Source organism: Herbidospora mongoliensis (assembly GCF_001570545.1).
In the GTDB taxonomy this organism is placed as follows: domain Bacteria; phylum Actinomycetota; class Actinomycetes; order Streptosporangiales; family Streptosporangiaceae; genus Herbidospora; species Herbidospora mongoliensis.
Genome location: NZ_BBXD01000008.1, coordinates 211,564 through 230,348, shown reverse-complemented (window position 1 = coordinate 230,348; position 18,785 = coordinate 211,564). Strand labels below are relative to the sequence as shown.

Here is an 18,785-nt window from a genome sequence, read left to right as displayed (position 1 = left end):
TGCGTCCGGCGCCTCCGCAAGCGCAGCCCGTCATGGCGGGCATGTCCCGCTATGAGAGGCTGCGCACGTGAAGATCAAGGCCGCGGGCGCGCTGATCGCCGCACTTCTGCTGACCGGCTGTTCGGACCAGTTAGGCGACCGGGGCGGCAACGAGAACGCCCCGCCCGACAAGATCGGCGACGTCGACTACGTCGAGATCTTCCGCAACGCGGACAACTTCCCCAACGTGGCCCGGATCTGCATCGAGGGCCTGGCGTTCGCCAGCACGTCGAGCGGATCGCGCGGCGAGAGCGTCGCGAACCCGGCGCTGCTGCGAGTCCCCGAGTGGGACGCCAAATGCGCCGCCGTCAGTAAACCACGGTGATCTTCCGGGCCGGCCCGTCGATCCGCATCACCCCTCCATAGGGGATGACCACCTGCGGGTCGGTATGCCCGAGATCGACGTCGAAGACCACCAGCGCCTCCGGTGCGTAGGCGGCCTGCGCCCTGAGGATCGCCTCACGCTGCTCCCGCGCGTAGAGCGCCTTGGCGTCAGGCCCGTTGCGGTTCTCGAACGACCAGGTCTTCGCCCGCCCGCACACCACCGCCGCGAACCGCCCGAGGATCCCGCGCTCCCCCAGATTGCGCAGCATGCGGAACACCTCGGTCGCCGAGGGCATCTCCTCACTGGTCTCGATGACCAGGATCATCCCGTCGTACGCCTCCGGCGCGGCGATGTCGCGGTCGGCGGCCAGCATCCACGTGAGGATCTCCAGATTGCCGCCCCACGTGACGCCCTCGACCACCTGATCGTCGTTGTGCCATATCCAGCCCGCGCATTCCTGCATCGCGGGTTCGGTATCAACGAATCGCGGATCTTCCCAGTCCTGCTCGACATCCCCGTATTCCGGGGACTCGCCGAGTTCGAATGGACCGGAGGTAAAAAGCGCGGCATGTAAAGACGCCTTGGTGATCGGATGCACGGCGCCGCCACGGCCTAATTGCACCATCACCGAACCCCCGTGATAGCTCACGACACCCAGCCGCCACAGGTGTGCGAGCAGGTTGGTGTTGTCGCTGTACCCGAAGAAGGGCTTGGGGTTTTCCTTGATCACTTCGTCGTCGAGATAGGGGATGACGGTGATCTGGTCATCGCCTCCGATGGCCGCGATGACCGCCTTGATCGAGGGATCCGCGAACGCGGCGGTGATGTCGGCGGCCCTCTCCTGTGGCGTCGCGTCCATCCTCCTGGTGGTCGGAAACTCCACCGGGACCAGGCCGAACAGGTCTCGGAGGCGACTCAGACCATGATCGAACGGGATGGGGAACACCTCCGGGAGACCTCCCGAAGGCGAGACGACGGCAATTCGATCACCCTGCTGGGGCTTCCTTGGGTAAAGCATCCGCCGACGCTACCACCCCCCTCCGACAGGCCCAGAGCACGCGATCCCCTTGTTTCCAAGGGAATTGGCCAAAGGTAAAAACGCTTCATCGAAAGCAATAAACCAGGTAAAGAGTAAAGAACCCCGCGAACCGTTTGACCTCTGCTTTGGCGTGGATAGATTGGGACCTGTCGCGGTAATCCGTGACCAAAGTTGCCGCAATGATCGCCCCTCTCCGGTGCCCACGCCGGTAAAGCGAGAACTGCCCCACTGTCTACAGAGAGCGAATCCGATCTACCGCCTGCGGCGCGGTTGATTCACCGGATCGGAAACGTTCAGGATTCCCATGACGAACTATGCTGACGCGCTGATCAACATGGCCGGTTCCCAGATGGGTTACGCCGAGGTCAACGGATCATCCAAGTTCGGCGAGTGGTTCGGCCAGAACGTCGTCAAGAAGCCCGGCTACAAGGACGCCGCCTGGTGCGACATGTTCGTGTCCTGGGCCGCGCACCAGACCGGCCAGGCGCAGGACGTCGGCCAGTTCAGCTACACCCCGCAGCACGCCCAGTGGTTCAAGGACCAGGGCGCCTGGGGGACCACGCCCGTCCCCGGTGCGATCGTCTTCTTCGACTGGGGACACTCGAAGAACATCAGTGCCATCGACCACGTCGGACTGGTCAAGAAGGTCATCAACGACCACACCGTCCAGACGATCGAGGGCAACATCAGCAACGCGGTCGTCACCAAGACCCGGACCGACAGCGCGATCGTCGGCTACGGCTACCCGGAGAAGATCCGCGAGAAGGACCAGGCCAGGGAGAAGGCCGCCACGGTCAAGCTGGCCGCCAAGAAGACCGCGGCCGAGACGACCCAGTCGATGACCGCCCAGAAGGCCAACCCCGACGACTTCCACGGCATGATGACCGGCGCCCCGGAACCCGTTGCCGCCGGCACTCTCCTGCTCCCCGTCGCCCTCGGCCTGGCCGCCGCCAAGAAGAGCGGCGCCCTGAAGAGCGGCGCGTGGAAGAAGCTCCTCCCTTCCTGGGTCGCGTGCGGCAAACGCTGACCCACCCGCGACCGGGGTGAACGTCGGGATTCCCCTGCCCGGCGTTCACCCCGGTCGTTTTTTGTACGAGTCGACGCACTATTCGTACGGCTCCACCGGCTGCGGGATCTCGGTCACGTCGACCGCGGTCATCTCCGGAGCGGCCGTACCCGGCGGAGGCGCGCCTTCCTTCGGCGGCACCCAGGTGCCGGTGACCTCGATCCACTGGTCTTCCTCCGGGGCGGGCATCCCGAGGACCGCCACCTTCAGCGGTACGGCATCGGCCGCGCAGCAGGCGATCTGCATCCGTGCGACATACCACTGCCCGTCCTTCTTCGACGGCACCGCGAACCCGGTCAGCTTCACCTGTTTGCCCGCCATCGACTGGGTGCTGTCACCCCACGCCCGGCCGAGGAACTCACCGATGGTCATGTCGGAGACCGGCTTGGTCAGCGGCGTGTATGCCGTCAGCGCCGACGCCGCCGGTCGCGCGGGCGCATCCTCCGACCGGGCGGCGTAACTGCCCAGCGGCGGCGGCGCGATCAGGAAGATCGCGAACACGGGCAGCGTGAGCAGCCAGGCCACCCCCGGCCCGCGATGGCCGTCTTCCTTCTTGAAGAGCCCGGCCACCCCGAGGATCAGCACGACCGCCCCTGCGGCGATCAGGAGGAAGCGGAAACCCGGCTTGACGTAGTTGAGGTATTCGCTGGACACCGTGGTGATCCGCAACACCGCCCCGCCCAGCAGGATGAGCAGCAGGCTCTGGGTCATCCGGTTCACAGCAGCACCGTCCCGGTGACGACGCTGACCAGCACGGCCAGCGAGAACGTGAGTGGCACGAACCTGACGGTGAACCGGCGGCCGAACGTACCGGCCTGAAGCGCGATCAGCTTCAGGTCCACCATCGGCCCGACGACGAGGAACGCCAGCCGCGCGGTCGGCGAGAAGGCGGTCAGCGAGGCCGCCACGAACGCGTCGGCCTCCGAGCAGATCGACAGGATCACCGCCAGCAGAGCCAGCGCGAGCACCGACACCCAGACGTTGTCGGCGAGCGCGTTGAGCCACTGGCGAGGCACGATCACGTTCATCGTGGCCGCCGCCATGCCGCCGACGACCAGGAAGCCGCCTGCGTGCAGCAGGTCGTGTCGCATGGCCTCGGCGAAACTCGCGTGGTCGTGGTGCCGCCGCGCCTGCAGCCACTCCCCCTTGCCGAACCGCAGCCAGATCCACCCGACCAGCACCGCCACCGCGAGCGACGCCACGAACCGCGCCACCGCCATCATCGGCTGACCGGGAAACGCGACCACGGTCGCCACGATGACCACCGGATTGATCGCCGGCGAGGACAGCAGGAACGCCAGCGCCGCCGCCGGAGTCACCCCGCGCGAGATCAGCCCGGACGCCACCGGCACCGAAGCACATTCACACCCGGGCAGCACGGCCCCCGCCACCCCCGCCACCGGCACGGCCAGCGCCGCCCGTTTGGGCAACGCCCGAGTCCAGAAGGAAGCCGGGACGAAAGCCGTGATCGCCGCAGAGAGCAGCACCCCGAAGACCAGAAAAGGCAGCGCCTGGACGCAGATGGCGACGAAGACCGTCGACCAGGTCTGGAGCGCCGGAGAGGTCAGATACGGCGCGTAGACGAACTGCCCGAGCAACAGCAGGCCGAGCACGGCGATGAACACCCACGGCCCGAACGACGGCTGACCCTTCCGCCCCCAATCAGCGGGCGGAACCTCGGCAGGGGGAACCTCAAGACGCTCGACCACGGGCTCGATGCTTCCAGATCACCGACCACACCACAGGCGACAACGCGGACTTGTGGAAAACTCCGGAACAAACAGCGTCTGTGGAAAACCACCAGACCGCGCATGGCCACTGGCTTTGGTCATGTCCCGCGACCGAACCCCCGACGTTCCGGCCACGATCCCGCCCGGCCAGAACCTCCGGGAAGCTGCCCCAGCAGCCACTTCGGCCCGGTCACCAGTGCGCCTTCGGCCAGCACTCGCTCCCGCAGCCCCCGGTCAGCCGTCACCACCAGCACCTTCTCCCACTCCTGAGCTCCTCGGACGACGCCCACGATCGCGTCGTCCCCGCTCCCGGCTGCCGCCCGTACATCAATCGGGCCCTCGGGAACCGCGGCGCCTCGCGCCGCGCCTTCCACAACCACGACGATCTGTGGAAAACGCCGGGTCAGCGACGGCAGTCCTTCAACGGGAGCGACCACCCCGGCACGGGCCAGATCGGCGAGCTCGGCCAGCAGTCGCGACGTCGCCCCGGCCCGGTCGCGCCACCACCCGTGTTCCGCCCTTGCGCCGATCACGTTGGCCGCGTCGACCACCACGACCAGCGGTTTCAGCATTTCGCTCACCACTGGCCACGTCTCCGCGAATCCGGGGTGCAAACGCCGGCGGGGCAGTTCGGCCAGGCTCACCCATCTGAGAGCGATGCTCTCCAGGTTCAGGCGCACGGGGAGCTTTTCCACAGCCGTCGCGATGACGGTCTGGTAGGTCCAGGCGCCGTGGTCATCTAGGTACACGCCCTGCACCCGCAAGGCCTCCCGAGGAAGGGCGGCCTCTTCACGTGCCTCACGCAACGCGCCGGTGATCGCGTCCTCGTGACTGTCGATCGCACCCCCGGGAAGCCCCCACGTTCCGCCGTGGTGGCTCCACAGGGCTCTTTTCTGCATCAGGACGAAGGGACCCTTCGCCGTGTGGTGCACGACGAGCAGGCCGGACGCTCCGTAGACGCCCCAGTGCTGGTGACCGCGTTCGCAGGAGGCCCAGCCGTCCCCATCCTTGGCTGCCATGAGGTCAATAATCGGCTACCAGGACTCCAGCGGAACCACCGCCTTGTGGTCGAAAAGGACGGCCCCGTCGTCGATCCGGACGACGGTCACATTGGTGGCCCACCCTGACGACATCAAGTTCTCGGCCGACTCCAGCGCCAGTTCGGCGAAGTGATATCGGTCAACAGATGTGAAATCGGGTGCCGGTCTGGTGCTCTTCACCTCATACCGGTCAGTCGGCCACACCTGCTGTAGCGGGGTCGAGCGGCGCCACTGTTGCATCGTTATCTCTCCCTGTCGCGCCTGTCACCTTTAACCTGGGGCGCCGACTGAAGTTGACCCTGAGCGGGACTGCTACCGGCTGGTTGTGACGGGCCCGATGGCTGATCGTTATGGACTGGTAAGACATCCTTCCCGACCCGTCCGGATAGGACGACTAACGTATGGCTCCTCACCTGCGAACCGCACTCGTCGACATTTCACGACACACGGCAGCGGGCTGTCCATAGCACGGCAATCCACGCCCGCCCTTCCCACGGGAAGGGTGGGCGCTAGGGTGATTTTTCATGATTCGACTCGCTACCACTCTCGCTGTTGCCGTCATCGCCGTCGCAGGATGCGCGGGAGACGCGGAGACGGCGACCCCGGCGACGTCAGAGGCACCTCCGGCCGCAGTCCAGGCCAGCCCGACGGAGATCACGATCGCCGCCGCACCCGAACCTTCAGAAGCACAGAAGAAGGCGTTTTTCACCGCACTGGCCTCTATCGACCCCGCTCTCGCGACCAACCAGGAGCAGGCCCTCACCATCGGCTCCCAGGTCTGCGAGAAGATCCTCTCTTCACCCGAAGACCCCATGCAGTTCTCCACGTTCGCCGCCGAGCAGCTCTCGGTGGCGGCGCCGACGGCGGAGGGTTTCGTCGCCGCGGTCGCGGAGTGGTGCAGCCCCGAATAGATCGGTCCCGCGAGGTTGCGATAAACGGCGGCCCGCCTACGTCCGGGCCGCCGATGCGTCAATATCCGTACGTCCATCGGCACGCCGCAGCCCCATAACGCCCCATCGGGGTGTCCGATCGCCACAGGTCACCGCCGCAGCCGCCCGATGGGCGAATTTCGGACCGGCGGGTGGACGCGACCTCACCCGCCGGAGCCAAATGGAGGACCAGCGTCACTCCGAGCCTTCCGGGAGATCATCCGCGTGCATCGCGCCCTCACCGGGCGCCCCGGACAGGTACGCGTGCTGGTGGCCGTAACCGGCCTCGACATTGAGCTGGTCGAGCTGGGTGGCGGCGACCGACCAGATCGTGATGCCGAGAGTGCGCTGCCGGGTGGCCAGCTCGACGTACGTCGCCCGATCGGCCTCAGGCAGCTTCTGGGCCGCGGCGAGCAGGTCGACGGAGATCGACAGAGCGTTCACCGCGCTCTTGAAGCCACCTCTGGCCACATTGGTCTCGGTCATCCCGCTTGGCGTCTCAGCGTGGCGTTCAACCGCTTTGCGAAGGGTCTCCTGCCACACCGCGATGTCCGGCGGCCCGCTTTCGGCCATGGTGGGCAGGATCTTGTCCAGTTCCTCGACCGTCTCACGGGCCTGGCCGGTCAGCGTCTTGATCTGCTCGGCGTCCCGCTTGAGGTCGGAGATCTGCATCTTCTCCACCTCGTCGGGAGTCCCGACCAGATAACCGATGCCCACACCCGCGGCCAGCACGATCACGAGCAGCACCGCGATGAGGTACGGCTTGCGCGGAGCCGGCGCAGGCGGGGGTACCGGTCGGCGGCTTACCTTGACAGCCATGGGGCGACGTTACTTCTTCTGCCGAAGATCGTCCACCTTTTGTACGTTGAGAATCGAAACTCGGCGACGCGCCGCGACGACCCGGACGACCAGAGCCGCCAGCACCCCCAGCAACACCACCAGCGCGATCCCCGCCCCGAGCAGCGCACCCAACTGCTGGTCGCCGGCCCGATCCGGCACCCAGTCGACGGCGACCAGGCCATACCAGCCCTCAGCGTGCAGAGGCCCGAACACCAGCAGCCCCGCGACCGCGACCTGCACCGCGATCGCGATCCCGACGAGCTGAATTCTCGTGTACGTGTGCACGGCGCGCGGCAGCGGATCCACACCCGCGACCACGACGAAGAACACCAGCCCGGCCACGACCTGGACGACGACCACGGTCAGGTGCAGAGCGTGGCTCGACTGGGCGAGCTCGAAGAAACCGAGAACGTAGAGGAAGACAGGCGAGGCGACATAGAGCCCGAGCGCGACGGCCGGGTTGGCGAGGAACTTCGGCAGCACCTCACGCCCCTCAGCGAGGCTGATCGGCGCACCGAACGCCATCAACGCGGGAGCCAGCGTTCCGAGTAGCGCGTACTCGACCGAGACGACCGAGAAGACCGCCGGGCCATAGGCGGACAGACCGCCCGTGGAGGCGTAGAGGAGAACCAGCAGGCCCAGGAACCAGACCAGTGTGCGGCCGACCGGCCAGACCTGGCGGCGCAGCCCGACCAGGTAGGCGATCGCCAGCCCGGCGACGCCGAGCAGCAGGATCGGGTCGAGCCGGGACTCGGAGAAGAGCCGGTCGAGCGAGATGGGCGGCAGCGCGTAGCCGAGTGCCTGGTTGACGTTGGGAATGTCAGCGGTGGTCGGCGGCGCGGTACGCGACAGCCCCACGGCGAGCGCCATAGTGGCGGTCATGATCGCAACCTCGACGGCAGCCAGCCGAAGGAAGGGCCGACGATCATCCTTCGCGGACTCGTCGACCGAGATATCCGCGTCAGCGACCGCCACAGACCGGTCATCGGCGGCCACCGAATGCTCCTTGGTCGGCTCGCCCTCAGACGTATCGCCCTCAGACGTATCGCCCGCAGAGGGCGCAGCCTCGTCCGAGTCGTTCCCAGGCAGTCGATCCTCAACTCGCTGCCCATTGGGCAAATCTCCCTCGAGCGATTGCTCCTCGGAAGGCCTGGCGTCCACGCCATCTGCCGAGTTCGCCTTCCGGCCGGCCGCAGTCAGGGCACCGGCCTCCAGCTGGGCGATCGTCACCTTCCGGTGCCGCCAGCCGAACCAGCCGAGGACCGCCAGAGCCGCGACCTTGGCGAGCACTAGCAGGCCGTACCGAGAATCGAGCAGTGTCGTCAGCCCGCCCAGCCGGACCCAGGCGTTGATCAGCCCCGACGCACCGACCGCCGCGTAGGCGCACAGCGCCACGGTGCTGAACCGGCGCACACCCCACACGAGGTCGCGGTCTCGCCGCACCAGGGTCAGTACGCCGAACAGGCCGCCCACCCAGACGGCGGCGGCGCCGATGTGCAGCATCAGGCTGGACACGGCGAGGTTGTGATCGGCGGCTGAGGCCGAATGTCCGACATACGCGGGCGGTAGCGCGGCGAAGATCGCAGCGCCCAGGAGCACCAGTTCGGCCCCCCGGAGCATGGCGCAGACCGCGATCACGATCGCGATCATGGCCACGAGCAGGAACGCCTGCCCCTGCGGGATGTAGAGGACGAACGTCTGCAGCACCCCCGCGCCCAGAGCTTCGTGGACCGGCAGGCCGAGGAAGTCCGACAACGTCAGCGCGATCGTGGCCAGCGCGGTCAGCGCCCATCCGGAGGCCCACCACACGACCCCGCGCCGCGCCCGCGAGCGGATCTCCTCGTCACGGGTGAAGGCGACCGACGTCAGCAGCAGTCCGACCGTCGCGACCGCGCAGATGTCGTGCAGCAACCTGACGAACGGGAGCCCCCATTCGGTCAGCAGGCCCGGCGAGGGCAGCCCTTCGACAAGCGCCGCGGGACGCCCGCCGCCATACCAGAGGACCGCGAACAGGACCGTGACCGTCGCGACGACGGTGACGGCCACCTGGGCACGTGGGGGGAACCTCATATCCAGCCTTCCGGGGGTAAAGCCGGTGAAAGTACTTCTGGGGGTGAAGCTAACGATCGTGCTGATGGGATGAAAGCGACAAATGCGCTTCCAGGGCAAGGTCAAAGCACACACTTCTGGAACGGCGCCAACCGGGACGAAGACGGCGAGCACATTGTCCAAGGTGAGCCGCACCCGCCTTTTGGACAATCGGCACCGGGCCCAAGGAGCCCCGATGTCCAAGCCGAGCCCACGGTTGGCACCGGTGATCACGATCCTTGGACGACATCGGCGACCGGACCTTCGAGATCAAGCTGCCTCTCGAATGTCCGGCGACCCTGTCCCCGGCTCAGCCAGGCGACCCAGGACCACAGCCCTGGAGCCGCGCGCTCGCCGCAACCGCCGAACTGGCCGGGCCGGGAAGATCACGCCGTCCCAGAACCCGATCACCGTACGGCCGTCAGGTGCCGGGAAGGCGCGTCAGTCGCCCTTGTTCGGTCTCCGTCTCGTCGCCGTGACCACGGCCGCCACCGCGACCACGCCCACGCCGATCGCCAGGATGATGAACCCGCTGCCCCCGCCGGAGTCCGCGTCTTCGGCGGCGCTTTGCGGGGTGGCGGCCACCGGTTGCGGCGTCTGCACCGCCACCGGCGTCGGCTCCGTCGTGGCGGGGGCCGTTTCCGAGGGTTCGGGGGACGGGGACTCCGACGGTGTCTCCGCGGCGAGCACCGTGAACGGGACCTCGCCCGTCCTCGGATGTCCGTCCGACGACACGATTCGGTAAGCGATCACGTATTTCCCGGCCGGCAACGGCCCGGACACCGCTTGGGTCACCTTGTTACCGTCGCGCTCGGCCTCCCCTGAGGCGTAGTTCTTGTCATCGGGGCCGTTGACGACGACCTTCGGGAAACTGACCTTGCTGCTGAATTCCAGCACCACCTCGGTCAGCTTCTCGACCTTGGCGTTTTCCTTCGGGTTACTGGATTTCAGTACGTCATGCGCCAACGCCGACGATGCGGGCAGGAGCGTGGCGGCCGCCAGGAGGATGACGGCCGCCGTTTTGCGAAGCAGCATGAAAAACTCCGTCCGATGGAGTCAGGTCACCATTCGACCGGCAGCGAGTCGAGGCCGTAGACGATCGCGACCTGGCGATACGCCGGTTCGCCCGCGAGTCGGAGGCCGGGGAAACGCCGCAGCAGGGCGGGGTAGGCGACGCGCATTTCCATCCGCGCCAGAGGGGCGCCGATGCATCGATGAATGCCGTGGCCGAAGGCGAGATGGGATTTGAGTTCCCGGCGGTTCGGGTCGGCGGTGTCCATGTTCTCGCCGAGGATCGCGTCGCGATTGGCCGCCGACAGCGAGCAGAGCACCATTTCGCCCTTCGCGATCGGCTGCCCGGCGAGTTCGAGATCCTCACGCGCGAAACGCGGGAACGCGACCTGGACGACGGTCATGTAACGCAACAGCTCTTCCACGACCTGGTCGATGTGGTCGTCGCCGTCGCGTACGAGAGCGAGGAACTCGGGGTTCTCCAGCAGCCAGAGAGTGCCGAGCGCGAGCATGCTCGTGGTCGTGTCGTGGCCGCCGGTCAGCAGGCCGTCGGCGAGACTGGCCAGCTCACGGTCGGTGACGTCGTCTCCGTGCTCCCGCAGCAGCGCCCCGAGCAGACCGTCGCCGGGCGCGCGGCGTTCCCGCGCGACGAGCTCGGTCAGATACGCCATGGCGTCGTTGATGGCCTGCAGAGAGGCCTCAGGACCGGCGGAGAAGTCGAACCGGTCGGTCGAGAAGCGCAGGAAGTCGGCACGATCCTCGTAAGGGACGCCGAGCAGTTCGCAGACGACGAGAGACGGGATGGGCAGCGCGAACGACGGCACGAGGTCGGCCGGCGCGCCTTCCTTCTGGATCAGGTCCAGCTGCTCGTTGACGATGGCGGTGATGCGGGGTTCGAGCCGCCGCAGGCGGTGCATCGTGAACTCGGGCGTGAGCATGCGGCGCAGCCGCGTGTGCACAGGAGGGTCACTGAACCCCAGGCCGCCCGGGTCGTCCTGATTCGACCCCATGCCGGTGATGTTGCCGAAGTCGTTGCTGAACCGCGCGGTGTCACCCAGCACAGCCCGTACGTCTTCGTATCGGGTCACCAGCCACACCGTCGAGCCGCCCGGAATGGTCAAAGGATGAACGGCGCGTTCGGTGCGGATCTGGGACAGCTCGGCTATGGGATCCATCCGGTCGCGCAGGAACTGCACAAGCGGAAACTCGGAATCGGACATTACACGTGGTTCCTCATCGTCAAGGGTGGAAGGTGCGTACGGCCTCAGAGAGGTGGGCCACGCCCTTCGACAGGATGACGATAGGTGCTCTTCACGACAACCGACGTGAGCAGCACGGGAACGCCTGTTACCGAAAGAGGTCGCGGAAGCGACAGAACGCGGACAATCCGGCTGCCCAGACGGCGCAGCAGCGTCCAGAACAGTTCCTCGCCCCGGCCCAGCCACCACGCGGTGACGACGACCGCCCAGACATGCAGGACGATCATGCTCAGACTCGGCATGTGCAGGTGGCCGGCGAGGCGCTCGGGCGAGGAGACGTGCAGAACCGAGAAGAGCAGGTGCAACAGAACCTGCATGATCCCGAGGACGGGCACGATCCCGGCTGCGGTGCGCTCCCGCGCACTCAGCGGAAACGCGGCGACCAGCGTGAGGCCGAACGCGAGAGACAACCCTGGAGCGGTGACCGATCCACCGGCGAAGCCGTGGGCGACAGCGGCAAGCCCCGAACACACCACGGCGAACACCGTGGCACGGGCGAGACGAAAGGGCAGCGCCGCAGACATAGCCCCGCAATCATCGCACGCGCACCAGACATCCGGCTGCCAGAGCCGATCAAGACAGAGCCACTTCCGCGCCGAAGCGAGAACAGCGTCGAGCCGTCAGCAGACGGAACAAGAGCTCGAACCACCCGGCAGAAGAACCCAACGCCCGGCCCTCACCAGTTCAACGGCAACGGCAGCCGCTCAGCCCCGATCCGTGTCGCGCCGTCAGCTGCCGCAAGGGGCTGCCGTCAGGTCGAAGGGTGCGGCCGATCCCGCGAGGTCGTCGATTTCCGACAGCATGGCGCCGATCTGGGGGTCGTAGGCCGTCAGCCCGGTCGCACGTTCGATGATCTCGGAGACCGCGCGCAGTTGGGTCGCGAGCTCCCCAGCCGCCTCGCCCGAGGGCCAGTAGGGGACCGAGACGCTCCACTGGCCCAGGTAGCAGGCGGCCTGGAGGCCAGTGGAGAGCTGGGTGACCTCGCAGTTCAGGAGGTCTTCCGAGGCCACGCCGAGCACCCCGTGCGCGGCGACCGCGACGACCGACCAGACCGCGTAGTCGACGGTCTCGGGGGCCCGGGTCGCCAGCGCCTCGTGGGCGTCGTGCCAGGTCTGGCCGGGCTCGCGGCGCAGGAAGCTGATGCCGTAACTCATACGAACACGCTATCGAGCGCCACCGACAAAACCCGGGGCGAAACCCGGGCTCACCCGTGCAGCAGGCCGAACGCTCCTCGGATGATCGCCAGGTATTCGGTCGCGGCGGCCATCTCGGGGAAGGCCTTCTTCTCGTCCGTTGCCTCGACGACCACGACCGCGATCTTGTCCTTGTCGGACTTGGCCAGGTAGCCCAGCGTCAGCACCCCGGGCTCGGAGCCGCCCTTGAACCACACCGTGGGCCAGGTCTTCTCGTCGAGCCCGAGGCCGGCGTCGGCGGTGCTCATGACCTCGTTCAGTTCGGGGCCACTCAGTCCGTCGAGGTTGACCAGGGCCCGGCACATGTCCGTCGGGCTGCCGAACCATTCGATCGTGTTGACCTCGCGCGGGGTCGTCCAGGCCTTGATCTGGCTGGTCGGGACCTTGTCCACGGTGTCTTCGAGGTAGGCGCGTTTGTCCGGGGCCCGCAGGTATCCCTTGGCGTACTTGGGATAGTCGGCGCCCTTCAGGACGAACAGCTCCCGGGTCGTCAGGAGGGGGATGTTGCGGTCGGCGTGTGCGGACCAGGTGCGGATGACGCCCTCCACCGCCGGTTTGCCCACCCGGTTGATCAGCAGGTCGGTGGCGGTGTTGTCGCTGATCGAGATCATCAGTTTGGCGGCCTCTTTGACCGGGACCTTCGTTCCGTCGGGACGGTCCTGCAGCTCGCCGCTGGGCAGGCTCTTCTCGGTGTCGGTGATGGTCAGCTGGTCGTCCCAGGAAAGGCGGCCGGCTTTGATCTCCTGGGCGACGGCGCCCAGAACGTACAGCTTGAACATCGAACCCAGGGGGCGGACCTGGTCGGCGGCGATTGCGTGGACGGGTTTGCAGTTCTCGCCGGCGGCGAGGAAGCTCGACGAGCCTACGGCCGCGAGGCGGGTGTCGATCTCGCCCCAGCTCGCGGGGGTGGGTGAGTCCGGCGGGGCGACGAGCAGGCCGACGATCTTGCCGGACGGGTCGACGGCCATGGTGAGTTTCGCCTGGTTCGCCCCTGACTGGACGAGCGTGACCAGGTCGGTCTCGGTGGCGTGCTGGATCTCGACCACGCGCAGGCCCTTGAGCGTGGTGCTGACCTCGTTGATCTGGTCGGCGGGCACCTGCTTGAGGAACGACGGCGCGAAATGCTGCTCGATCTGGTCGGCGGGGATCGGCAGCGCGTCGAGCGCGCCCAGGTACCAGGTGAGTTTCCTGCCCACGGCGGTGGTGGGGATGGGAACGCCGGTGGACGAACCCGCCGCGGCGGCCGGCGGGGTCTCGGCAGGCGCGGCCCGTTCGGTCGTCGCGCATGCGCTGAGCAGCAGTGCCAACGGAAGCATGAGTTTCGCGGTCCTCACGGCATCTCCCCCAGTCGATGAGCCGGTGCCGTTCTCGGATACCCGCAGTCACGAAGGTCATCCGTCCGGTAATCGTCCAAAAGAAAAATCCCCGTCCAGCTGGAGCGCTGGACAGGGATTTCGGACAATCCATCGGCTAGTCGGTGCCACTTTCCATGGCGGCCGCGTCGAGGAACGCGTCGTCGGCCGAGACCTCGCCGCGCGACGCGATCACGTTGGCGCCGCCCTCGGGCATCGCGCCGATCAGCTCGGTCGGGGTCGCCTGCAGGGCGATCAGGTCGCCGTGGGCGCTGCCGACCAGGCCGAGCCCGGCGTACTGCTCCAGCTTGGCGCGGGAGTCGGCGATGTCGAGGTTGCGCATGGTCAGCTGGCCGATGCGGTCGAGCGGGCCGAACGCGGAGTCTTCGGTGCGCTCCATCGACAGCTTGTCGGGGTGGTAGCTGAACGACGGGCCGGACGTGTCGATGATCGAGTAGTCCTCACCCCGGCGCAGCCGCAGCGTGACATCGCCCGTGACGGCGGTGCCGACCCAGCGCTGGAGGGCCTCGCGGAGCATGAGCGCCTGGGGGTCGAGCCAGCGGCCTTCGTACATGAGCCGGCCGAGGCGGCGGCCCTCGTTGTGGTAGCTGACCAGCGTGTCTTCGTTGTGGATGGCGTTGACCAGGCGCTCGTAGGCGGCGTGGAGCAGCGCCATGCCGGGAGCCTCGTAGATGCCGCGCGACTTCGCCTCGATGACGCGGTTCTCGATCTGGTCGGACATGCCCATGCCGTGGCGGCCGCCGATGGCGTTGGCCTCCAGGACCAGGTCGACCGGCGAGGCGAACTCCTTGCCGTTGATCGCGACCGGGCGCCCCTGCTGGAAGCTGATCGTCACGTCTTCGGGCGCGATCTCGACCTTCGGGTCCCAGAAACGGACGCCCATGATGGGGTCGACGATCTCGATGCCGGTGTCGAGGTGCTCCAGCGACTTGGCCTCGTGGGTCGCGCCCCAGATGTTGGCGTCGGTCGAGTAGGCCTTCTCGGTGCTGTGCCGGTAGGGCAGATCACGCTGCTGGAGCCACTCGGACATCTCCTTGCGGCCACCGAGCTCGTGGACGAAGTCGGCGTCGAGCCACGGCTTGTAGATGCGCAGCGACGGGTTGGCCAGCAGGCCGTAGCGGTAGAACCGCTCGATGTCGTTGCCCTTGTAGGTCGAGCCGTCGCCCCAGATCTGGACGGCGTCGTCGAGCATCGCGCGGACGAGAAGTGTGCCGGTCACCGCGCGCCCCAGCGGGGTGGTGTTGAAATAGGTGCGGCCACCGGACCGGATGTGGAAGGCCCCGCAGGCCAGCGCCGCGAGCCCTTCTTCGACCAGGGTCACACGGCAGTCGACGAGCCGGGCGATCTCCGCGCCGTATTCCTGGGCGCGACCGGGCACGGACGCGATGTCGGGCTCGTCGTATTGCCCGAGCTCGGCCGTGTATGTGCACGGGATGGCCCCTCGCTCGCGCATCCACGCGACCGCGACGGAGGTGTCGAGGCCACCGGAGAAGGCGATCCCGACTCGTTCACCGACAGGGAGGGAATTCAGCACCTTAGACACAAGAGGAACTATACACAGTCATGCATGACCATGCAATCAAGGCCCCTGACCTGCCCACTCATGCCTCACCAGCCACTTCAATGCTGCTCAACATCGGGTCCCTGGGTAGGGAGAACGGCATGGGATCCGAATCCGGCCACACGCACACCATCGGGCTGGTGGCGCATCCGCGTAACCCCGTCGCCGGTTCCGTCACGCTAATCCGTGAGTTCGCGGCGACCCGTGGTGCCACGCTGATCGCGCCCGAGGCCGACGCCGCCCGGCTCGGGGCCGACGTTCATCCCGTCACCGCCGCCGAGTTCGCCGAGCGGGCCACCGCCGTGGTCAGTCTGGGGGGTGACGGGACGATGCTGGGGGCGATGCGCCTGGTGGTGGGGCGGCCGACGCCGGTGTTCGGGGTCAACCACGGCAACCTCGGGTTTCTCGTGGAGGTCTCGCCCGCCGAGCTTCCGGTCGCGCTCGACAGGTTGACCAGGGGTGACTTCCTGCTGGAGCCGCACAGTTGCCTGATGGTCGACGGCGCGGCGGCGTTCAACGACGCGGTGGTGACGGGGACGCGTCAGTGGGCGACCGTGAACGTCGATCTGGCCGTCCACGGCGTGCAATACGGCTACTACCGGTGTGATGCGGTCGTGGCCTGCACCCCCACCGGGTCGACCGCCTACAACTACGCGGCGGGCGGGCCCGTGTTGTCGCCTTCCGTCCCGGCGCTGGCGTTGACGGCGGTGGCGCCCATGACGGGCATCGATCGCACGGTCGTGTTCGGCGTCGACGACGCGGTGACGCTGACGAACCGGTCGGGCGAGACCGCCAGGGTGCTGCTGGACGGCGTGCACACCCGCGATCTCTTGCCAGGCGCCGGGCTGGGGGTGCGGCTGCATCAGGACGCGGTGAACCTGGTGCGCTTCGACGCGGCCACGCACGCCCGCCGGAACCGGGTCAAACTCAGCCTGCTCGACCTGCCGATGCGGCCCGACCAGTTGCTGGAGCTCGTGCCGGAGGAGATCAGGGAACAGGCTCAGCGCCTGCGGAGCAGATAGGTGTCCATGATCCAGCCCTTGCGTTCCCTCGCTTCGGCGCGCAGTTTCCTGATGCGCGGGCCCGCTTCGGCCACCGGGCCAGAGACCAGGATCTCGTCGGGGGTGCCCAGATAGGCGCCCCAGTAGATGTCGAAGTCGTCGAGGCCCTCGAAGGCCAGGCGGGCGTCGAGCATGATGACCATGTCGTCGGCGCTGGGGCCCTCGTCGGCGAGGCGGCGGCCGGTGGTGAGGTGAACGGGGCGGGCGATCCGGGTCAGGCCGATCCGGTGGCGGGCGGTGAGGGCCGCGACCGCGCTGATGCCGGGGATGACCTCGATCTCGAAATCGGCCGGGAGTTGTTCCAGGGCGGCGAGCGTGCTGTCGTACACGCCTGGATCTCCCCAGATCAGGAACGCGCCGGTCTGGCCCTCTCCGAGGGCGTCGTCGATCATCCGGTGGTAGAGGACGCCGCGGCGCTCGCGCCAGTCTTCGACCGCTTCGGCGTAGGCCGTCGCGGTGCGGTCGCGCTCGGGGTCGGTGGCGGTGACGATCCGGTAGGGGTCCCGCGCGTGATCCTCGATCATCTGGTGGCGGAGGTCCGTCAGGTCGCGCTTCTCCTCGCCCTTGTCGACGATGAAGAAGACGTCGGTGGCCGCGATGGCTTTGACGGCCTGGAGGGTGAGATGGTCCGGATCGCCGGCGCCGATCCCGATGAGGAGGAGGCGTTTCACGCAGACGAGTGTGTCATCGCGTCGCGGCGGCGATCACCCGGGTCAGCGCCTTGTGCAGGTCTTGCAGTTCGGCCACGTCCATGCCGAGGCGTTCGACGATCGTGGCGGGGATCTTCTCGGCCTCGGCGCGGAGGGCGCGGCCGGTGTCGGTGAGCGTCACCGCCAGGGAGCGTTCGTCGGTGCTCACGCGCCGCCGCTCGACGAATCCGGCCGCTTCCAGCCTTTTGAGCAGCGGCGACAGCGTGGCCGGGTCGAGCTGCAGCAGGCCGCTGAGGTCTTTGACCGACAGGGGCGCGCTTTCCCACAGCGCCAGCATGACCAGATATTGCGGGTGGGTCAGGCCCATCGGCTCCAGCACCGGCCGATAGAGCCCGATCACCGACCGCGAGGCGACGGCCAGGGCGAAGCAGACCTGGTTCTCCAGGGACAGCGGATCAACGGTGTCGCCCATCTCACTCAAGTAAGCCTCCTCGGAACTAGTACACTAACAATTAGTGTACTAACTACTCCGTCCGAGGGATGGTCATGATGCGGAAGCCCCTGGAAGAGCGGATCGCCGACCGTCAGGCGAAGCGCCCTCCCCTCAAGGAGGACAAGACCTTCGAGCACGGCCCGGCGAAGTGGCTGTTCGTCGCGTTCATGGTGTTCATCGTGCTGATCCACCTCGTCGGGCTCATCATCGTGATGGGGATGGAGAGCTGAGCTACCCCTGGGCGGGGATCCAGCCGGCGCTAACGGCCAGGATGACGAACGCCCCGAGCACGAGCCGGTAGATCACGAACGGGGTGAACCGGTGGGTGCTGATGTAGCGCAGGAACCACGCCACCGCCGCGTAACCCACGAAGAACGAGATCACCGTCGCCAGGATCGTCGGGCCCCACGCGGGGGCCTGGCCCTCGCCGATCTCGAACAGCTCCAGCCCGCCCGAGGCGAGCACGGCCGGGATGGCCAGCAGGAACGAGTATCGCGCGGCGTCTTCACGCCGGTAGCCGAGCAGCAGACCCGCGGTCACGGTGCCGCCCGAGCGGGAGACGCCGGGGATCAGGGCCAGCGCCTGGGCGAAGCCGTAGCCGATGGCGTGGCGGGTGTTGAGGTGGTTCTGCAGCGACAGGGTGTTGCGCGCGGTGTGGTCGGCCCACCACAGGATGAGCGCGAAGACGATCAGCGTGACGCCGACGATGCGCAGGTCGCGGAAGACGCCCTCGATCTGGTCTTTCAGCAGCAGGCCGAGCACGCCGATGGGCAGGGTGCCGGCGATGATGTACCAGCCCATGCGGGCGGGGAAGGTGCCGCGCAGCTCCTTGTTGAACAGCGAGCGCGTCCAGGTCGAGATGATCTCCCAGAGCTCTTTCCGGAAGTAGATCAGCACGGCGGCCTCCGTGCCGAGCTGGATGACCGCCGTGAACGCCGCTCCCGGGTCGGGCCAGCCCGCGAAGGCCGAGACCACCCGGATGTGGGCGCTTGAGGAGATCGGCAGGAACTCGGTGAGCCCTTGGATCAGCCCGAGAATGACTGCTTCGAACCAGCCGATCACGGCCGCACCTTCCTCTGTTCAAGTGG

The 18,785-nt window shown here is 67.4% G+C and carries 21 protein-coding genes; 5 read left to right on the top strand and 16 right to left on the bottom strand.

From position 1 onward, the window contains the following. The first annotated feature begins 67 nt into the window (after positions 1-67). On the top strand, positions 68-364 hold the full coding sequence (locus AW272_RS01190; protein WP_218010754.1) for a hypothetical protein: 297 nt from the start codon (positions 68-70) through the stop codon (positions 362-364). Here AW272_RS01190 and AW272_RS01185 read toward each other — a convergent pair. Beyond that, positions 348-1,382, bottom strand: coding sequence for a S66 family peptidase (locus AW272_RS01185; protein WP_066360168.1), 1,035 nt, complete (start codon positions 1,380-1,382; stop codon positions 348-350). The two genes, AW272_RS01190 and AW272_RS01185, sit on opposite strands and share 17 nt — an antisense overlap. A 325-nt stretch (positions 1,383-1,707) precedes the next feature. Here AW272_RS01185 and AW272_RS01180 point away from each other — a divergent pair, with 325 nt between their 5' ends. Then, positions 1,708-2,430: a CHAP domain-containing protein gene (locus AW272_RS01180; protein WP_066360167.1), complete on the top strand. Its 723-nt coding sequence runs from the start codon at positions 1,708-1,710 to the stop codon at positions 2,428-2,430. Between the two features lie 78 nt (positions 2,431-2,508). On the opposite strand, the gene AW272_RS01175 is transcribed toward AW272_RS01180, so the two are convergent. The 4 genes from AW272_RS01175 to AW272_RS01160 all read right to left on the bottom strand — a co-directional run bounded on the left by AW272_RS01175 (position 2,509) and on the right by AW272_RS01160 (position 5,479). Next, positions 2,509-3,180 (bottom strand): TIGR03943 family putative permease subunit, encoded by a 672-nt coding sequence (locus AW272_RS01175; RefSeq protein ID WP_169807470.1) that lies wholly within the window; start codon positions 3,178-3,180, stop codon positions 2,509-2,511. A gap of 5 nt (positions 3,181-3,185) precedes the next feature. Next, positions 3,186-4,178: a permease gene (locus tag AW272_RS01170; RefSeq protein ID WP_083957803.1), complete on the bottom strand. Its 993-nt coding sequence runs from the start codon at positions 4,176-4,178 to the stop codon at positions 3,186-3,188. A 119-nt stretch (positions 4,179-4,297) separates the two neighbouring features. After that, positions 4,298-5,218: an NUDIX hydrolase gene (locus AW272_RS01165; RefSeq protein WP_066360162.1), complete on the bottom strand. Its 921-nt coding sequence runs from the start codon at positions 5,216-5,218 to the stop codon at positions 4,298-4,300. A gap of 15 nt (positions 5,219-5,233) precedes the next feature. After that, on the bottom strand, positions 5,234-5,479 hold the full coding sequence (locus tag AW272_RS01160) for a hypothetical protein (RefSeq protein ID WP_066360160.1): 246 nt from the start codon (positions 5,477-5,479) through the stop codon (positions 5,234-5,236). A gap of 284 nt (positions 5,480-5,763) precedes the next feature. Between AW272_RS01160 and AW272_RS01155 the strand changes: the two genes are divergently transcribed. Continuing rightward, positions 5,764-6,150, top strand: a complete 387-nt coding sequence (locus AW272_RS01155) for a hypothetical protein (protein WP_066360158.1) — start codon at positions 5,764-5,766, stop codon at positions 6,148-6,150. Positions 6,151-6,363: 213 nt separating this feature from the next. Here AW272_RS01155 and AW272_RS01150 read toward each other — a convergent pair whose 3' ends face one another. The 8 genes from AW272_RS01150 to argG form a co-directional block, all read right to left on the bottom strand. Further along, positions 6,364-6,987: a hypothetical protein gene (locus AW272_RS01150; RefSeq protein WP_066360156.1), complete on the bottom strand. Its 624-nt coding sequence runs from the start codon at positions 6,985-6,987 to the stop codon at positions 6,364-6,366. Positions 6,988-6,996: 9 nt separating this feature from the next. Further along, on the bottom strand, positions 6,997-9,078 hold the full coding sequence (locus AW272_RS01145) for a bifunctional copper resistance protein CopD/cytochrome c oxidase assembly protein (RefSeq protein ID WP_157518116.1): 2,082 nt from the start codon (positions 9,076-9,078) through the stop codon (positions 6,997-6,999). A gap of 459 nt (positions 9,079-9,537) precedes the next feature. Next, positions 9,538-10,131 (bottom strand): copper resistance CopC family protein, encoded by a 594-nt coding sequence (locus tag AW272_RS01140; RefSeq protein WP_066360153.1) that lies wholly within the window; start codon positions 10,129-10,131, stop codon positions 9,538-9,540. A 26-nt stretch (positions 10,132-10,157) separates the two neighbouring features. After that, a complete protein-coding gene (locus AW272_RS01135; RefSeq protein ID WP_083957801.1) occupies positions 10,158-11,327 on the bottom strand; it encodes a cytochrome P450 in 1,170 nt (389 codons plus the stop codon). Positions 11,328-11,371: 44 nt separating this feature from the next. Continuing rightward, positions 11,372-11,890 carry a hypothetical protein gene (locus AW272_RS01130; protein WP_066360152.1) on the bottom strand — a complete coding sequence of 173 codons (519 nt, stop codon included), beginning with the start codon at positions 11,888-11,890 and terminating at the stop codon, positions 11,372-11,374. 204 nt (positions 11,891-12,094) lie between these two features. Further along, entirely contained in the window at positions 12,095-12,520 is a 426-nt protein-coding gene (locus tag AW272_RS01125) for a hypothetical protein (protein ID WP_066360151.1), read from the bottom strand. 50 nt (positions 12,521-12,570) lie between these two features. Next, on the bottom strand, positions 12,571-13,875 hold the full coding sequence (locus AW272_RS01120) for a serine hydrolase (protein ID WP_157518113.1): 1,305 nt from the start codon (positions 13,873-13,875) through the stop codon (positions 12,571-12,573). 154 nt (positions 13,876-14,029) lie between these two features. Continuing rightward, a complete protein-coding gene (gene argG, locus AW272_RS01115; RefSeq protein WP_066360148.1) occupies positions 14,030-15,475 on the bottom strand; it encodes an argininosuccinate synthase in 1,446 nt (481 codons plus the stop codon). A gap of 119 nt (positions 15,476-15,594) precedes the next feature. On the opposite strand from argG, the gene AW272_RS01110 reads away from it, so the two are divergent. Continuing rightward, on the top strand, positions 15,595-16,515 hold the full coding sequence (locus AW272_RS01110; protein ID WP_066360147.1) for an NAD(+)/NADH kinase: 921 nt from the start codon (positions 15,595-15,597) through the stop codon (positions 16,513-16,515). On the opposite strand, the gene cobF is transcribed toward AW272_RS01110, so the two are convergent. Next, on the bottom strand, positions 16,494-17,225 hold the full coding sequence (gene cobF, locus AW272_RS01105; RefSeq protein ID WP_066360146.1) for a precorrin-6A synthase (deacetylating): 732 nt from the start codon (positions 17,223-17,225) through the stop codon (positions 16,494-16,496). The two genes, AW272_RS01110 and cobF, sit on opposite strands and share 22 nt — an antisense overlap. A gap of 13 nt (positions 17,226-17,238) precedes the next feature. Continuing rightward, positions 17,239-17,676, bottom strand: a complete 438-nt coding sequence (locus tag AW272_RS01100; RefSeq protein WP_066360144.1) for a MarR family winged helix-turn-helix transcriptional regulator — start codon at positions 17,674-17,676, stop codon at positions 17,239-17,241. 77 nt (positions 17,677-17,753) lie between these two features. Here AW272_RS01100 and AW272_RS01095 point away from each other — a divergent pair, with 77 nt between their 5' ends. Continuing rightward, complete coding sequence (locus AW272_RS01095; RefSeq protein WP_245657155.1) at positions 17,754-17,927, top strand: hypothetical protein; 174 nt, start codon at positions 17,754-17,756, stop codon at positions 17,925-17,927. A 1-nt stretch (position 17,928) separates the two neighbouring features. Here the strand turns inward: AW272_RS01095 and AW272_RS01090 are convergent, their stop codons facing one another. Continuing rightward, a complete protein-coding gene (locus tag AW272_RS01090) occupies positions 17,929-18,759 on the bottom strand; it encodes an undecaprenyl-diphosphate phosphatase (RefSeq protein WP_218010753.1) in 831 nt (276 codons plus the stop codon). Positions 18,760-18,785 lie beyond the last annotated feature (26 nt).

Coding starts and splice junctions, on each gene's coding strand:
- AW272_RS01185 (WP_066360168.1), bottom strand. CDS start 1,382: ATGCTTTACCCAAGGAAGCCCCAGCAGGGTGATCGAATTGCCGTCGTC.
- AW272_RS01180 (WP_066360167.1), top strand. CDS start 1,708: ATGACGAACTATGCTGACGCGCTGATCAACATGGCCGGTTCCCAGATG.
- AW272_RS01175 (WP_169807470.1), bottom strand. CDS start 3,180: ATGACCCAGAGCCTGCTGCTCATCCTGCTGGGCGGGGCGGTGTTGCGG.
- AW272_RS01165 (WP_066360162.1), bottom strand. CDS start 5,218: ATGGCAGCCAAGGATGGGGACGGCTGGGCCTCCTGCGAACGCGGTCAC.
- AW272_RS01160 (WP_066360160.1), bottom strand. CDS start 5,479: ATGCAACAGTGGCGCCGCTCGACCCCGCTACAGCAGGTGTGGCCGACT.
- AW272_RS01155 (WP_066360158.1), top strand. CDS start 5,764: ATGATTCGACTCGCTACCACTCTCGCTGTTGCCGTCATCGCCGTCGCA.
- AW272_RS01150 (WP_066360156.1), bottom strand. CDS start 6,987: ATGGCTGTCAAGGTAAGCCGCCGACCGGTACCCCCGCCTGCGCCGGCT.
- AW272_RS01145 (WP_157518116.1), bottom strand. CDS start 9,078: ATGAGGTTCCCCCCACGTGCCCAGGTGGCCGTCACCGTCGTCGCGACG.
- AW272_RS01140 (WP_066360153.1), bottom strand. CDS start 10,131: ATGCTGCTTCGCAAAACGGCGGCCGTCATCCTCCTGGCGGCCGCCACG.
- AW272_RS01135 (WP_083957801.1), bottom strand. CDS start 11,327: ATGTCCGATTCCGAGTTTCCGCTTGTGCAGTTCCTGCGCGACCGGATG.
- AW272_RS01130 (WP_066360152.1), bottom strand. CDS start 11,890: ATGTCTGCGGCGCTGCCCTTTCGTCTCGCCCGTGCCACGGTGTTCGCC.
- AW272_RS01125 (WP_066360151.1), bottom strand. CDS start 12,520: ATGAGTTACGGCATCAGCTTCCTGCGCCGCGAGCCCGGCCAGACCTGG.
- AW272_RS01120 (WP_157518113.1), bottom strand. CDS start 13,875: ATGCTTCCGTTGGCACTGCTGCTCAGCGCATGCGCGACGACCGAACGG.
- AW272_RS01110 (WP_066360147.1), top strand. CDS start 15,595: ATGGGATCCGAATCCGGCCACACGCACACCATCGGGCTGGTGGCGCAT.
- AW272_RS01100 (WP_066360144.1), bottom strand. CDS start 17,676: ATGGGCGACACCGTTGATCCGCTGTCCCTGGAGAACCAGGTCTGCTTC.
- AW272_RS01095 (WP_245657155.1), top strand. CDS start 17,754: ATGCGGAAGCCCCTGGAAGAGCGGATCGCCGACCGTCAGGCGAAGCGC.